General features: G+C 45.3%; 10 protein-coding genes. 9 read left to right on the forward strand and 1 reads right to left on the reverse strand.

The window, feature by feature from the left end; all coding sequences use genetic code 11:
- The first annotated feature begins 320 nt into the window (after positions 1 to 320).
- The gene (locus RCO84_RS15020; protein ID WP_317585551.1) at positions 321 to 797 is read left to right on the forward strand and encodes a hypothetical protein; all 477 of its coding nucleotides are present in this window, start codon (positions 321 to 323) and stop codon (positions 795 to 797) included.
- A gap of 23 nt (positions 798 to 820) precedes the next feature.
- On the opposite strand, the gene RCO84_RS15025 is transcribed toward RCO84_RS15020, so the two are convergent.
- Positions 821 to 2,044, reverse strand: coding sequence for a transposase (locus RCO84_RS15025; protein ID WP_317585552.1), 1,224 nt, complete (start codon positions 2,042 to 2,044; stop codon positions 821 to 823).
- 141 nt (positions 2,045 to 2,185) lie between these two features.
- On the opposite strand from RCO84_RS15025, the gene RCO84_RS15030 reads away from it, so the two are divergent.
- The 8 genes from RCO84_RS15030 to RCO84_RS15065 all read left to right on the forward strand — a co-directional run bounded on the left by RCO84_RS15030 (position 2,186) and on the right by RCO84_RS15065 (position 15,960).
- On the forward strand, positions 2,186 to 2,704 hold the full coding sequence (locus RCO84_RS15030) for a hypothetical protein (RefSeq protein ID WP_317585553.1): 519 nt from the start codon (positions 2,186 to 2,188) through the stop codon (positions 2,702 to 2,704).
- A gap of 397 nt (positions 2,705 to 3,101) precedes the next feature.
- Positions 3,102 to 3,851 carry a LytR/AlgR family response regulator transcription factor gene (locus tag RCO84_RS15035; protein WP_317585554.1) on the forward strand — a complete coding sequence of 250 codons (750 nt, stop codon included), beginning with the start codon at positions 3,102 to 3,104 and terminating at the stop codon, positions 3,849 to 3,851.
- A gap of 243 nt (positions 3,852 to 4,094) precedes the next feature.
- Positions 4,095 to 7,400, forward strand: coding sequence for a SusC/RagA family TonB-linked outer membrane protein (locus RCO84_RS15040; protein ID WP_317585556.1), 3,306 nt, complete (start codon positions 4,095 to 4,097; stop codon positions 7,398 to 7,400).
- An 18-nt stretch (positions 7,401 to 7,418) separates the two neighbouring features.
- Positions 7,419 to 8,996, forward strand: coding sequence for a RagB/SusD family nutrient uptake outer membrane protein (locus tag RCO84_RS15045; protein ID WP_317585558.1), 1,578 nt, complete (start codon positions 7,419 to 7,421; stop codon positions 8,994 to 8,996).
- Between the two features lie 23 nt (positions 8,997 to 9,019).
- Positions 9,020 to 9,916 (forward strand): zinc-binding metallopeptidase, encoded by an 897-nt coding sequence (locus RCO84_RS15050; protein WP_317585559.1) that lies wholly within the window; start codon positions 9,020 to 9,022, stop codon positions 9,914 to 9,916.
- Between the two features lie 9 nt (positions 9,917 to 9,925).
- Positions 9,926 to 11,200, forward strand: coding sequence for a DUF4302 domain-containing protein (locus RCO84_RS15055; protein ID WP_317585560.1), 1,275 nt, complete (start codon positions 9,926 to 9,928; stop codon positions 11,198 to 11,200).
- A gap of 3 nt (positions 11,201 to 11,203) precedes the next feature.
- Entirely contained in the window at positions 11,204 to 12,397 is a 1,194-nt protein-coding gene (locus RCO84_RS15060; protein ID WP_317585561.1) for a BACON domain-containing protein, read from the forward strand.
- Between the two features lie 20 nt (positions 12,398 to 12,417).
- Positions 12,418 to 15,960, forward strand: a complete 3,543-nt coding sequence (locus RCO84_RS15065; RefSeq protein WP_317585564.1) for a T9SS type A sorting domain-containing protein — start codon at positions 12,418 to 12,420, stop codon at positions 15,958 to 15,960.
- Position 15,961: the final 1 nt, after the last annotated feature.

The following is a 15,961-nucleotide window of genomic DNA, read 5'->3' on the forward strand; positions in this document are numbered from 1 at the left end:
GGAAGCCCTATTAATGCCATTATTTTTTTTTTCGTAAGTTTCATAATGAATAACTTTTAATTGGTTCTACATTTTGTTTGCAAAGGTATAATAAAAAGCTTTAACCGAAAAACAAAAATCCCATTAATCGTGAAAAACAGGCAATGAATGCCTCTATTTTTGCCTTAAATCGTTACTTCAGCTCTTGCAAACCATTGAAAACAGGGGCAGAACCATTCATTCCTTAAAAAATACTGTTCAGGGAATCATGGGGATCCATCTTGAAAAACTCTTTGTACTTTTGCATCGTCAATTAGTAATAATCATTAAATATCACAGTTATGAAAAGAATCGTTTATTTAATGGGCGTTGCATTCGTCCTCATGTTAGCGTTGGTGTCATGTACTTCTGCTGATGCAGATTTGTCTGATACAATTACAGTAAATCAAGCTAATAGTATTACGCTTAAAAAAATTCAAGAGTACAATCAAGTAATGCTGTTACAGCATCCTCAAACTAGAGGCACAAATGGTGGACTAAAGATCGCTGCACATGATATTGTTGGTGCATTTTCTGGAATCAATGCTGGAAAAGCTATTGCAGGGCTTTTTGGAATTGCAACAGGAGGAACGGGATCTGCTGCCACAATAATTGGCTGTGGAATCATTGGGGGTGCTGCTGCTTCGTATAAATGTTATAGAAATAATAAGGGATTAACTACAAAAATTGAGGATTTTTATAAATATTCTTTGAATATCGTCAATGAGAATTTAAAGTCCGATACGACTAATTATTATATTCCATATATGTATCAATAGTTCGTTAATAATTCAATAATGTGCTAAGCAGCTATACGCTGTAAGCACGAGAGATCTTTGAAAATCTTGCTAATTAAAGTTCGGTTCGGGGTGTACCCACTTGCTTTAAAAATTCGTTTCACCAGATAAATGTTGGTCATCAGTGACTTGAATGAAGACATAGAATATTCCATTCCCATCTCCTTCATAGTTACCTTGGCAACATTTAGTGATGTGAACGAGGCATTGAAAGCAAAATCGAGTTTCCACTTATCGCGAGCCTGGCAGTCCATAAGACCAGTATAGCCTTTGGCGTCACGAAAGCAAAATTCGATCTGGAACCTGGTTCTATAATAAAGAAGTACCTCTTCACCCGAAAGTGAGGTGTCTGTAGAGAAGAATAGTTTCTTCTTGCCATTCGGCATCTGCCAGATGACAAGTCTAACTTTACACTTGAGCGCCTTGGAATAGGCAATCAAAGTATAAGCTGTTCCTTCTATATCTTTCATCTCCATCTTCTCCATTCGAGTGAGGTCAAGATTCTTCATATCAATCTTGCCATCCTTGGTCTTTGGGCGACCACGTTTTCCAGTACGTGGACCAGCATAGACATAAAAGAGACAAGCATTGTCACGAAAGCGGCTTATCAAAGAGAACCCTTCTTTCTTTATCCCATTAACAAATGTACTTGTAGAGAAGTAAGCATCTGCAACTATGAGGGTTGAGAGTTTGAGAAGTTCATTGCGGTAACGCTTAATGACGCTGATATAGAAATCTACCATAGTCTTGTTTCTAAGACTCAGTTCTTTATTACTTAGCGACTGGTGTGCTCTTAACATCATGCAGTCTTTGGCAACAATATCAATGAGTCCAATACCCATGATTTCGAGACCATGTTTAACAGACTGTGCACATCCCGACCAAAAACGACCGATATGTGGAGTCTTCTTGCCAGCTTTGCTGATGTAGCTGGGATCAATGGCAATAGCCCATCTTCCCTGTTTACCAAAGAAGCGCTTGGCAAGTGAGACATTAAGTTTGAGCCAGTCAATGCTTTTCGACTTTTTTAAGCCGAATGCGTTGCGGTAGGTTTGCTCAACATGTGAGCCATACCTCCCCATTTGGGTGAAATTTATCTTTCTTGGTATTACCATGAACAAAATTATCACCTCGATGAGTATTTTCTCGAAACTTTTTGTTAACTTTGCAGCCGAATCTTCAACTGCATCTTTAAAGATATCCATATATTGGTCAAGTCCTGTATTCATATAATTTTGCGTTTGTCGTGATTTGCAAAGTTACTGAAAATCAGCGACTTGACCAACTTTTTATAGTTAAGTTTTCATAAGCATTTCTTAATATAAGTTATTGATTTACAGACGATTAAATATTAATTTAACGCAGTATTGATGTATAATCCTAAAATTATACATGTAAAGCTTCCAAAAGACTTTGAAACATTAAAAGATGTGGGGGAAGCTCATAACAAACTTCTTTTAGGAAGTAACTATAGCTCTCCTTCAACAAGAGCAACCGTAGTACGAGATCCTGTAGATGCTAAAATACCACCTATTCTTACACTGGACAAAGAAAAAGTTAAGATTGCATTAAATAGTAAGGATTTTAAGAATCAATTTGATAAAATTATCTCCAATTTGGATAAGTCTACCATTGATGGAGAGCTAGATATAAATGGCTATTTTAGAAAAAATCCAACTGGGTCTGTTCGTGCTGAAAATGCTATAAAAGAATACTTGAAACTTTTTACAACATATCCTGAAAATGTAGATGATATCATACAGATTACCAACGATTATATAAATATTATAGAATCGAATAATGAATTTAATGATGATGAGAAAGCTATGATTTATGCTGGTTTAATGGTATCTATTTATAGTCCGCAAATATGGGATAATTTTAAATAGTCTATTATATTTCACAGAACTTTCGTATGTAGCTCAAGTACGTCTGGGCTTACTTGCGAAAGTTCAATATGTCATAGTTACAGGCATATCTGAATGAAGTAATAACTATATTTACTTAAAAAATTGTAGTTTAACATCCTTTTATTGTTCTTGATACAATAATTTATTGTAGAATCGTTCTTATAAAAAAGTACGTATGAAATAAATATAAACAATTGAGTTTTTGTAGGTGGCATTCTTGGTTTTCTTAAGGATAAGTTGTAAGGTTTTTCTTTTCAGTTTCCGAAGGGGGACAAATGTAAGCAAGATTAGATCTTATTAGCTCCTTCGGGGAAATACAAATAGTCTTGGATGCTTGCTGCCTGCAAAACTTCTCCAAAAATATTAAGTCATGGCAATGAAACTGTTAGTAATAGAAGATGAAAAGAGAATGTTCAATCAGCTCAGAAAGATGCTGTTGAAGATAGAACCCAATGTGGTGATAGAGGGTCCGGTGACGAGTGTGGCTGAGCTGAGAGAAATTCTCGAAGACGGCAATCGTTACGACCTCATCCTTTCTGACGTGAGAATCAACGGAGGTACCTGTTTCAATGCCTTTGAAAAGCAGAAGCCGACGGTACCCGTCATTTTCATTACCGCCTATGATGAGTATGCGCTGAAGGCATTCAGAAATAATGGCGTGGCGTATGTCCAAAAACCCGTAGAGGAAGACGAATTGAAGGAAGCGATGGAGAAAGCCAGAAAAATGCTTTCTCCACAGGAGAATATCACCCGGCTCCTCGCCATGCTCCAGCCTCAGACCCCAAAATACAGGGAACGCTTCCTGATCCCAAAAGGTGACCAGTTTCAAATCGTCAACAGTTTTTCCATCAGTCATTTCGATGTTGATGGCAAGAATACGATTGCCTATCTGGAAGATGGCACATCGGTTCATATTTCTGAGAGTATGAACGAACTCGAAGCCGAATTGGATCCCAAGATGTTCTTCCGCTGCAGTAGGCAGCATATCATCAACATCGAAGATATCGTGAAGATGGAGAGCACCTGGAATGCCAAGCTTATCCTCAGGCTCCGCCGCTATCCCGAGAAAGATTTCGAGGTGAGTAGAGATAGAGTGAAGGAACTGAAGGAGAAGCTGAACCAATAGTAGGGGAAGAGGGCTTTTCTTGCTTTTAACGAATGGGTAATGATAAGGTTATATTTTGTAGCCTTATCATGGCCTTATACTATCTATTTTTTATCATTTTTCCTTTTTTTCTTACTAAAAATAAGAAAAATAGAATATTTTTGCAGATTTTATGCAAAAAAAGATAATATTTCATATTTTTATTGTAACTTTGCAGCCGATATCACATTATTACATAATAATTTTAAAATAAGACGAGAAATTATGGAAAAAAGACTCTCGCTCTTCTTTGTTTGTCTCTTGATGAGCATCGGAGCTGCGTTTGCCCAGATTGACGTATCTGGAACCGTAATATCTGCGGATGACAATGAACCGATTATTGGTGCCTCTGTTTTAATTTCTGGGGGGGCAGCCACTAAGGGTACAGTCACGGATATTGACGGTAAATTTAAACTGAATGTTCCTAACGGAACTAAACTCGTGTTTAGCTACGTGGGAATGAAAAGTCAGACATTGGCTGCTACTGCCAACATGAAGGTGGTGCTTCGTCCTGAAGCGCAGTTGCAGGAAGTGGTTGTGACTGGTTTGCAGAAAACAGACCGACGCTTATTTACCGGTGCTACTGACCGTGTAAATGCCGAGGAAGCAAAATTGAATGGTGTTGCCGACATCAGCCGTTCTTTGGAAGGCCGTGCTGCCGGTGTGTCTGTGCAGAACGTGAGTGGTACCTTTGGTTCTGCTCCGAAGATTCGTGTGCGTGGTGCAACATCAATCTATGGTTCTTCAAAACCTCTTTGGGTAGTGGATGGCGTTATCATGGAGGATGTATCCGATGTGAGCGCAGATGATTTGGCTTCCGGTGACCCGGAGACTCTGATTTCTTCTGCCATCGCAGGCTTGAACTCTGATGATATCGAGAGTTTCCAGATTCTGAAGGATGGTTCTGCTACCTCTATTTATGGTGCGCGTGCGATGGCAGGTGTCATCGTCGTTACTACCAAGAAGGGTAAGCAGGGACAGGCTCATCTGAACTATACCGGTGAGTTTACTACCCGTCTGATTCCATCTTATGACAATTTTGATATTCTCAACTCTCAGGACCAGATGGCCATCTACAAGGAGTTGAGGGATAAGGGATGGCTCAATCTTTCTGATATTCTCAATGGTAGCGACTATGGTGTATATGGAAAGATGTATGAGCTCATCAATACCTACAACAGTACTTCTGGTATGTTCGGACTTGCCAACAATCAGGAGTCTCAGAATGCTTATCTCCAGCAGGCTGAGTATCGCAATACCAACTGGTTCAAGCAGCTTTTCTCTTCTGCCATCATGCAGAACCACTCTGTAAGCTTGAGCGGTGGTACCGAGAAGAGTAACTATTATGCTTCACTTTCTGCTATGGTTGACCCAGGATGGTACAAGGATAGCAAGGTGAACCGTTATACCGTGAGCATGAATATGACCCATCATATTCTGGATAATCTCTCTGTCAACTTGATTGGTGGTGGTTCTTACCGTAAGCAGAGAGCTCCAGGAACTTTGGGACAGGATGTGGATGTAGTATCAGGTCAGGTGAAGCGTGACTTCGATATCAACCCATATTCTTACGCCCTGAACACATCACGTGCGCTCGATCCTTATACTTATTATCATGCCAACTATGCAGCATTCAACATCCTGCATGAGCTGGAGAGCAACTACATCGACCTGAACGTGGCTGATGCCAAGTTCCAGCTGGAGCTGAAGTGGAAGCCTTTCAAGGATCTGGAACTCTCTACACTGGGTGCCATCAAGTATAGCACTTCTTCGCAGGAGCACAACATCCTGGAAGATTCAAACCAGGCGTTGGCTTACCGCGCCATGGACAACTCGCTGATACGTGATGCCAACAAGCTGCTCTTCCTTGATAAGACCAACCTCTATGCCTTGCCAGTATCCGTGTTGAAGCAGGGTGGTATCTATCAGCGTACAGAAAACCGTATGGTGGACTATGACTTCCGTGCCACAGCCAACTACAACCATACTTTTGCACAGAAGCACATCGTCAACCTCTTTGGTGGTCTTGAAACTACCGGTATCAGCCGTAACCGCACCTGGTTTAACGGATGGGGTATGAACTACCGTGGTGAGACAGCTTACTTTGAGTATCTCTACTTCAAGAAGCTGGATCAGGAGAACTCAAACTATTACAGCTTGCGCAACACCGATTCACGTAGTGCCGCATTCTATGCCAATGCAACCTATTCTTTCAACGGCAAGTATGTAGTGAACGGAACATTCCGCTATGAAGGTTCTAACCAGATGGGTCGTACTACAAAGGCACGTTGGATGCCTACATGGAATCTGTCAGGTGCATGGAACGTACACGAGGAGAGTTTCTTCCCTAAACTCAAGCCATTGTCAAGCCTCACCTTCCGTGTGTCTTACAGTTTGACAGGTACTCCTCCTGATGCATCTTACTGCAGTGCGCTCACCAAGCTCTCGATGAATACCCTTTATCGTCCTACTACTTCCGACAAGGAGTTGGGATTCGTAGTGGCAGCACTCGGAAATGATGAGCTTACCTACGAGAAGAAGCACGAGTTCAACTTCGGTGTGGATGCAGGTTTCTTCAATAACCGTCTGAACGTGACCTTCGATGTATATCAGCGTCGCAACTTCGATGAGATTGCTCCTGCCGTTCACCAGCTTTATGGCAAAGCCTATGCCAATGTGGGTTCCATGAAGTCATGGGGTGAGGAGTTGAGCATCTCTTCTACCAATGTAAAGACCCAGAATTTCAGCTGGCAGACCAGTCTGATCTACTCTCACAACCGCACGGAGATTACCGATCTCTACAATCAGGGGCGTGTCATCGATTTGGTACAGGGCAATGGTTTTGCCAAGCAGGGATATCCTGCGCGTGCCTTGTTCTCAATCCCATTCGTGGGCATTAATGAGAAAGGTTATCCTGTATGCATCAACGAGAAGGGACAGACTACCGTGGGTAACCTGAACTTCCAGGAGCGTGATAATACAGATTATCTGATTTACGAGGGTTCTACAGACCCAGTCTATAATGGTTCTTTGGGTAACACCTTTAATTATAAGGGCTTCCATCTGAATGTGTTCCTTACATACGCCTTCGGCAACGTGGTTCGTCTTGACCCGGTTTTCAAAGCCAAGTATAACGACTTGACATCAATGACCCACAACTTCAAGAACCGCTGGATGCAGCCTGGTGATGAGAATGTTACCAATGTGCCTGGTGTACTGAGCCGTTATGAGTATGAGCAGAACAGCACATTGCTTGCTACTGCCTACAATGCTTACAACTATACATCTGTTCGCACAGCCAAGGGTGACTTCATCCGCTTGAAGGAAATTTCATTGGCATACGACTTCCCACACCGCTGGTTTGAACACTCACCAGTGAACAACATTTCATTGAAACTTCAGGCTACCAACCTCATGCTGCTCTATGCAGACAAGAAGCTGAACGGTCAGGACCCAGAGTTCATGAATGCGGGTGGTGTGGCTTCACCAATGCCAAAGCAGTTTACTCTTACATTGAAACTTGGACTTTAATTATTGTAGAAAATAAAAATGAAAATAAAGAAATTATATATCGCCATTGTAGCGTTGGCACTGTCGGCTGGCATGACTTCCTGCAACGATTATCTGGACAAGCAGCCAGATAGCCGTCTGGACCTGCAGAGTCCTTCCGATGTGTCTAAGCTCCTGGTTAATGCTTACCCACAGGTACATCCAGCCTATTTGTTGGAGATGTATTCTGACAATACCGATTGTAACCTGAATACCGGTTGGGATGCTGCCAGTCGTTTCCAGCAGCAGGCATACGAATGGGACGACATTACAGAAACCAGTGATTATGAGGCTCCTTCTACTTATTGGTCAACCTACTATGATGCCGTCACCACAGCCAATATCGCTTTGGAACACATCAACAGTCAGGCAGACCAGAGCTCTTATTCTGCCCAGAAGGGTGAGGCGCTCCTGTGCCGTGCCTATGCCATGTTCCAGATGGCCAATGTATTCTGCATGGCTTATGATGAGACCACAGCAGCCACAGACCTGGGTCTCCCTTACCCAGAGGTAGTTGAGACCAATGTACACGTGAAGTACGACCGTGGTACCCTTGCCGAACTCTATGCCAAGATTGACAAGGATTTGCAGGAAGGCTTGAAGCTGGTAGGTTCTACCTACGACAAGCCAAAGTTCCACTTCACATCTACTTCTGCTGCCGCTTTCGCAGCCCGTTTCTACCTCTATTACCAGAAGTATGACAAGGCTGTGGAGTATGCCAACAAGGTATTGGGCAGCAACGCCAAGGGTATGCTGAGAGACTGGAACACCTGGGGTGCTCTTTCTGCCAACAAGCAGATTCAGCCTAATGCCTACATCGACTCATCTGTGAAGGCAAACCTGCTGCTGCAGGTGGTTGCTTCTGAATGGGGAGCCATCGGAGGTCCGTTCCAGTATGGTGACAAGTATGCACACAGTGCCATCGTAGCAACCAAGGAAACCGTTCAGTCAGAAGGTCCTTGGGGCATCAGCGACAAGGTGTTCAACTACACCGTGTTCTCTAATGCATCTCTTTCAAAGTATATCGTACGTAAGATTCCTTACGATTTTGAGTATGCTGATATCCAGGCTGGTATAGGTACTCCTCACGCCGTGTTTGCAGAGTTTACAGCCGATGAGACCCTGCTCGTAAGAGCAGAGGCACAGGCATTGCTCGGTCATTATGCAGAGGCTCTGAACGATTTGAACACCGAGTTGGCTGCCTTCTCAAAGACGGGCGTACAGCTTACCCTGGATGACGTGAAGAAGTTCTACAGCGATGCAGTTACCGCTTATTACACTCCTGAGAAGCCAACTCCACGCAAGGCATTCCACACCGCCTTCGCCATCGACAAGGATACAGAGGAGCCTATGCTGCAGTGCATCCTTCACCTGCGCCGAATCATGACTGTTCACGAGGGCTTGCGCATGCAGGATGTAAAACGCTACGGCATCACCATCTACCGCCGTGATGTGAAGAGCAACTATAAGATTACAGGCATCACCGACACCATGGAGGCCCGTGACCCACGTCTTGCCATCCAGTTGCCACAGGATGTAATCACAGCGGGTGTTACACCAAACCCTCGCAATAAGTAAAAAACATAAAGTAATAGTAAGAAATGAAACATAATATATATATGTTGATGTTGGCATTGGTGATGGTTTTGGGCTTCGTGTCCTGCTCAGACAATGACCCGGACGGACCAACCATCTTCCCTGTTACCTCTCCAGAGAGAGACCAGTTGGACATGTGGTTGCAGAAGAACTACACCAGTCCTTACAACATCGATTTCAAGTATAAGATGGAGGACATCGAGTCTGATTATAAGTATACCCTGACACCAGCCGATTCTGCCAAGTCAGCTAAGTTGGCTATCATCATCAAGTATCTTTGGCTCGATTCATACGCCGAGGTGTTGGGACCTGATTTCGTGAAGCGCAATGTGCCAAGAGTTATCCACCTGATTGGTAGCCCAGCCTACAATAGCAACGGAACTATAGTTCTGGGTACTGCCGAGGGCGGTCTGAAGGTTACACTCTATCAGGTGAACAGTCTGACCGATGCCATGCTGGAGAGCTATGCTTCTATGACAGAGTATTACTTCCACACCATGCACCACGAGTTCACCCACATCCTGAACCAGAAGAAGCCTTACGACACATCTTATAACAAGATTACCGAGTCGGGCTACGTGAGTGGTAACTGGTATCAGATAGCAGATTCTGTGGCTCACGGCAAGGGCTTTGTTACTCCATACGCCATGTCTGAGGGTCTGGAGGACTTTGCCGAGATGCTGTCAACCTATATCACTTATACTCCTGAGCAGTGGCAGGCTATCCTCGACGATGCCCAGAAGGTAGGTGGCGACGAGGCTGTATCTGCATTGAACCAGAAACTTAACATCGTGAAAAACTATATGCTGGATTCATGGGATGTGGATATCAATGCATTGCGAGCAGCCATCCTGCGAAGAGGTAAGGAGTTAAGTTCTTTGGATTTGGAACATTTAAAATAGAATAGATTTATGAAACATATATTTATAGCTATCGTTTGCTTGTTGGGCAGCATGAGCTTGCAGTCGTGTCTGCACGATGACAAGGAATTCTTCGACGACTCGGCTGCCAACCGCATCGAGAGCACTGTAGAGAACACTCAGAAGCTTCTGGAATCTTCTGAGAACGGATGGCAGCTTCATTATTTCACAGGCAAGGGAATGACCGGTGGCGGCTACACCTTCCTCATGAAGTTTGCCAATGGCAAGGTGACCGTGGCTGGTGATACAGCCGTTGCTGCGCCTACAGAACGCGCCACATCCAGTTATACCGTTGACCGCAGCATGGGCCCTGTGCTCTCGTTCAACACATATAACGACATCTTCCATTTCCTGGGAGAGCCTAGCTACGGTGAGATTGAAGGTGATCAGGGCGATTGGGAGTTCGTGATTACCAAGCTCACAGAAGACAGTATCTTCGTAAGAGGAAAAAAGTGGGAGAACGAGATGGTATTCACCCGCATACCTGCCGATCTGGACTGGACTTCTTATCTGAACAGCATCGCTGATGTGCAGAAGCGCCTGGGTGTGAACTATCGCGTAGGCAATTCTACTGATGCAAGCAAGATGATTGAGATTAATTCCAGCAAACGCCGCATCCTTTCGCGTACAGCCAACGGCCAGATTGTAGAGCAGCCTTTCTATGTTACTACCACCGGTATCCATGCCGTAAATGAGCCAGTGGTTCTGGATGGCAACGAGGTACAGGACTTCCTGGTCAGTCCGACTGGCGTGTTGTCTGCAAAAGACAACGAGGCTCTTACCTTGAAAACTTATGCTCCAAGCATCGATACCTGGGTAGGCAAATGGATTCTCTCAGCCATGCAGGGTTCCTGCGATATAACCATCTCTAAGGTAGAAGATGAGGAGAACATGCTGAAGGGTACATTCACCACAGGTGGATATACTTATAATATAGGATTGGATTTCGACCCGGAGACGGGTAATCTTAACCTGCCATCTCAGTTGATTGAAGATCCTAGCGGTAAATATCCAGCCCTCAGACTGATGAATGCAGACCTGAATAAGGGAACATTGCTCGGAAAGGGTGGTATGAATGTGGTATGGCACGGCGTATCTCAGGAAGGTGACTTCGAGGACGATGGCACACTGGCTTCTGAGGGCTATGCTTCTGATACATTCATCGCCCTGGCTTGTACCACAAAAGGAGAGCCTATCAAGGAGAATGGACAGTATGTGTTTGTCATCGAATGGTATTATCTTTCTAATTTGACTCCAAACAAATAAACAATGAAGATGAAGAAATCTATATATGTAATAGGTATAGCTGCCATGGGGCTGATGGCCTCATGCAGCAGTGACAGCGATTATCAGGCTGTGGCCGAGAGCACTATCAACGTGCTTTCTGCCCAGACTTCGCTCGGACCTAATGCCAGCGAAGGTGAAGTAACCGTGGACTGTACTCCTGCCAAGGCTTACACCGACGAACCTTCATGGCTCAGCGCCAGCATCGAGGGCAGCACCGTGAAGTTGGCGGCTCTTGCCAACGACTCACGCCAGTCGCGCAACGCCAAGCTGGTTATCAAGAAGACAGAGGCTGACTCTGTGGTAATCAATGTTTCTCAGTATGGCCTGGTGCTCGAGATGAACAAGGCTGATATGATTTTCAGCAGCGACGAGGCTACGGAGTTCGTGAAGGCATACAATTCCAACGCTGATGTGAAGGTTATCTATGCTCCTGAGTGGGCAAAGGCTTCGGTTGATACCGTGAGTAAGGAATTGAAGGTATCGCTCAGCGAGAATACTACAGGTCATCTCCGTGCCGACTATATCAAGTTTCAGGTGGCAGCCGTTACCGACTCTTTCGTGGTGAAGCAGTTTGACTTCGACAAGGATATTGCCGGCGAGTATGTTTATTCTTACTATGATTTCAACGAGGATGACAAGCTGGAGCAGCAGACCGTGCATGCTACATTGAGCCGCACAGAGCTTTCTATTCCTGAAATGGGACTGGTATTCCCAATCACTGTGAATGAGAAAACAGGTAGCGTGGAGACCCGCAGCAGCCAGTGCCTGGGTAAGGTGGGTAAGTACTTTATCTACGATACCTTCCTCGACGAGGAGGGCGCTTACTACATGGGTTCAGAGTCTGGAGTTATTTCTGCCACATTCAAGTATAGTAAGGATTATGGCACTTACGGATTCTTTGGCGGTACTGCCTATAATGTCAACAATCAGTCGGGCAACTTCCTGGCTATGATTCTGCAGGTGTTCAAGGCGAAGAGTCCTTCCAAGTCTAACTACGTGCTCGATCAGGGTTGGATGGTACAGCCATTCCTCATGGATATACCAAAGGGCGGTGATGCATCTTCTGCGAAGCGTCAGGCTCCAGCCCTGGCTCGCCAGATGGGTTCATCTGCCAGCAACATGGCAGCCAAGCTTGCTGTATGGCAGTCGTATCGCAAATCATCTATCATAAAATAAACTTAATAAAATAAGTAATCATGAGATTATTATCTACACTTTGCCTCTCTTTGCTCCTGGGAGCAAGCGGCACAGCGGCGATGGCCTCCAGCAAGGCATCGTTTGCCAAGAAGTTTAAGAATGCTGATATCCATCGCCTGGTTTCTGTGCCAGGTATGGTGGATTGCAGCAACAGTGCTTACCAGATGCGCCAAGCTGGCTTTGCCAATATCAGCAATGCTCCTACACGCGTAGGCGATACTCCTACCAATTCGGCTTCGGGTGAGGCTTACGGATGGGTTACCGGTTCTGACGGCGGCAACTGGTATTTCACCCAGAGCATCGTTTCTAGAGACTCAGTATTTAGCGAGTATTATACTGCTCACTTCCATGAGTCTTCAGAAATCACGCTGTTCGATAACAACCACAAGCAGGTGGGCTCTTTCAGCGTCAAGGTTCCTGAGGGATGGAAGCATGTACAAAACATCACTCCATACGGTCCTGTTACCAAGAAACTTTTCGATAAGGACGGGAAGTCTAACGAAATCCTGGTGGAGTTCCACGATGCCTTCAACGGCGAAAACAAGTATCTGACTCGTGCCTACGATGTCAATACCGGTGAAATCAAGTTCGAGATGGAGGGTACCGGTCTGGTATTCGATGCATCTAAGGGCTGGAACAGCTACCAGCGCCTGATCATGACTCACGAGTCTGACAGCCTGTATAACATCGATGTCATCGCTCCTCCTGCCTCGGGACAGGACAATTGGTACGTGGAGCATACCTTCAGCTTCAACATCGATAACCGAATCAGCTATCTGCAGGGTTCCTGCTTCAACTGTATGAACGTGGATGGCACTCCTTACTATGTTCTGGCACAGTATGAGAAGCCATATACCGATACCGATGCTGGTGATGGTAACCAGGATATCGTACAGAATCCAGACAACTTCCTGGTGTTGAGAACTTTGAACAAGAACTACAAGCAGGTGGATAGCCTCCGTGTTTCCATCAATGCTCCTGAGGGTGTTCCTTACCGTTCTGCTGCCTTCGGTCTCTTCGGCAACAACGACTTGTCTGAGGGCTACTTCAGCAACAACGGCAAATTGAACTACGTGGTAGAGCTTCTCGACTATACTCCTTCTCTGGATGCCGACCTGGCTTCATTCGCCGTTTACGATTCAGAGCATGGTAAGTTGAAGGATATCTGCGACAAGGTGACAAGCAACCAGTGGGCTTTGCTGAACACCATCCATGGCAAGTCTGACCAGATGTGGTTCCTGCAGACCCTGGGTACAGGCGAGAGTGCTGGCCAGCAGATTCAGCTGGTAGATGTTCCTTCCTGCAAGAAGGCAGGTGTGTTGCCACAGAACATCGATGGTAACAACATCTCATCTAACTTCGACCGTTACCCAACTTCTGCCAATGCGCAGGGCTATCAGTATGTCATCGCTTTGGCAAATGCAGAGGGTAGCGAGGCTGGTGAGGTTCTGGCTCCTATCGCTTGGGTGAACCCTGATTGCACTATCGATCACGTAGACAGACTTAACCTGGGTACAAAGGCTGAGCTCTTCACTCCATTGCTCAACAGCACATCACTCAACCCATATCTCTTCAACACAGATGATGATATGGAATATGTATACCTTGCCAAGAAGCGCCGCGAGGATGGTAGCAACAAGCTCGACAACGTCTTGGAGGTTGCCAAGGTTGACGGAACCGTCCTGAAGTCATGGCGTGGTGATGATACTCATTCTATCTCACAGGCAGGTTTCCCTGTGATGAACGAATTGGGCAAGTACCAGATGTTCGTTGTGTTCAGCGATACTAAGAACAACAAGTATGACATGAGCTTCTACGACCTTCCTTTCACCAAGTTTGAGCAGGGTGGTAAGGGTACTGTAGAGGATCCATACCTGATTTCTACTACGGGTGACTTCCAGCAGATGGCTCTGGAGCCAACCAAGAGCTACAAGCTGGTGGCTGACATCGATATGGCGAAGGCTGCACAGTGGTGGACTCCTATCAAGAGCTTTACTGGTTCTTTGGATGGTGATGGCCATACTGTATATAACCTCGGTATCAGAACTACAGAAGGTCATGTAGGTTTGTTTGGCTCACTCGATATCAATGGTGTTGCCAAGAACTTGATTTTCGTGAACCCTACTGTTGATGTAACCAATACCAACCAGTATATAGGTGTGTTGGCTGGTGAGACCAGCTATTCTACTGATAGCAAGGCTAAGGGTGCCAATGTGGATAGTGTATTTGTTTATGGTGCCAAGATTGCCGGTGAGGATGCAATGGTTTCTGCTGCGGGTGGTCTCGTAGGTTGCGCTAATCTCTATACCAATATTGCCAACAGTTCTTTCCAGGGTGAAATCTCTTTGCCTAACTCAGAGAATGTGGGTGGTATCGTTGGTCAGACTCGTACAAGTTCTGGCGTAAATGCATGCTATGCAAATGTAAATGCCACAGCCAAGAGCAATCTGGGTGGTATCGTTGGTATTGCAGGTTCTGTTCAGGATAAGTGTGCGTTCTCCAACTGCGAGGTTCGCGGTAAGTTGACTGCAGAGAATACTGTAGGTGGTTTCATCGGTGATAATTTCTTCAACGGTATCTCTAATGTGATCAGCCATGCTGATATCGTAGCAACCAGCAAGTCTGCCTGGAACGGATATGCTGCAGGTGGTATCGTTGGTGTGATGGAGAGCGCCTGGAATGGTGGTGCCGGTTATGTAAAGAACTGCGTCTTCGACGGCTCTATCAAGGCTTTCGAGAATGGTGAAGAGGTAAGCAACCCTGCTACTACTCATCAGATTGCCGGTAGAACTATCGCTGATGAGGACTATGCTGCGGGTGAGACTCCTAAGACAGAGACTCGCTTTTCTAACAACTATACTGCCAACAATGTGGGTAACACAGATGCTGCCAGCGTTGAGGGTGCCTTCAAGGCAGCCAAGGAAATGAACAAGGACTTCTTCGCAGGTTTGGAGTATGCTTACGGAAGCACTCTCGCTGAGCCTTGGAAGGAGGACGGAAGCAAGGTTCCTACTCTTTACTTCAACAATATCGCAAAGGCTCTCGCTGTTAGCGCAGATGATGTAACTGTAGGTACTGACGATAAGGGCGCTGTTGTAGTTCAGGTTTCTGTATATGGTATGGAGAACGCAGACCTGGAGTCTGACCTGGAAGTTTCTGCTACTGGTAATGCTACTGCTACTCTTGGTGAGGCTCATGGCAACAGCATCGACCTGGTTATCAAGGGTACGAAGATGGGTATCGGTGAGGTTACCGTTAGCTTCGGTGAGTTCTCTGCTACAATCAATGTAACAGTTCTCAAGAACTATGTAAGCGGTATCGAGAACGTAGAGGATGCTGCGGCTTTGGTTATCAAGGCAGCTGACGCTCAGATTTCTGCCGAGGGTGCTGACGCTATCTATGTTTACAGCGTAAACGGCAAGCTCGTAGGCAAGACTTCTGGTGCTGCTTTCAGCACAGCAGGTTTGACCTCTGGTCTCTACATCGTAAAGGCAACTGATAAGGCTGGTCATAAGGCTACAGCCAAGTTTGTTATCAAGTAAG

The organism is Segatella copri, assembly GCF_949820605.1.
Taxonomy (GTDB): Bacteria; Bacteroidota; Bacteroidia; order Bacteroidales; family Bacteroidaceae; genus Prevotella.

What these genes read in the sequence shown, in the direction of transcription:
- RCO84_RS15030 (WP_317585553.1), top strand. Translation starts at nt 2,186, where the DNA reads ATGTATAATCCTAAAATTATACATGTAAAGCTTCCAAAAGACTTTGAA.
- RCO84_RS15055 (WP_317585560.1), top strand. Translation starts at nt 9,926, where the DNA reads ATGAAACATATATTTATAGCTATCGTTTGCTTGTTGGGCAGCATGAGC.
- RCO84_RS15060 (WP_317585561.1), top strand. Translation starts at nt 11,204, where the DNA reads ATGAAGATGAAGAAATCTATATATGTAATAGGTATAGCTGCCATGGGG.
- RCO84_RS15065 (WP_317585564.1), top strand. Translation starts at nt 12,418, where the DNA reads ATGAGATTATTATCTACACTTTGCCTCTCTTTGCTCCTGGGAGCAAGC.
- RCO84_RS15045 (WP_317585558.1), top strand. Translation starts at nt 7,419, where the DNA reads ATGAAAATAAAGAAATTATATATCGCCATTGTAGCGTTGGCACTGTCG.
- RCO84_RS15020 (WP_317585551.1), top strand. Translation starts at nt 321, where the DNA reads ATGAAAAGAATCGTTTATTTAATGGGCGTTGCATTCGTCCTCATGTTA.
- RCO84_RS15050 (WP_317585559.1), top strand. Translation starts at nt 9,020, where the DNA reads ATGAAACATAATATATATATGTTGATGTTGGCATTGGTGATGGTTTTG.
- RCO84_RS15035 (WP_317585554.1), top strand. Translation starts at nt 3,102, where the DNA reads ATGAAACTGTTAGTAATAGAAGATGAAAAGAGAATGTTCAATCAGCTC.
- RCO84_RS15025 (WP_317585552.1), bottom strand. Translation starts at nt 2,044, where the DNA reads ATGAATACAGGACTTGACCAATATATGGATATCTTTAAAGATGCAGTT.
- RCO84_RS15040 (WP_317585556.1), top strand. Translation starts at nt 4,095, where the DNA reads ATGGAAAAAAGACTCTCGCTCTTCTTTGTTTGTCTCTTGATGAGCATC.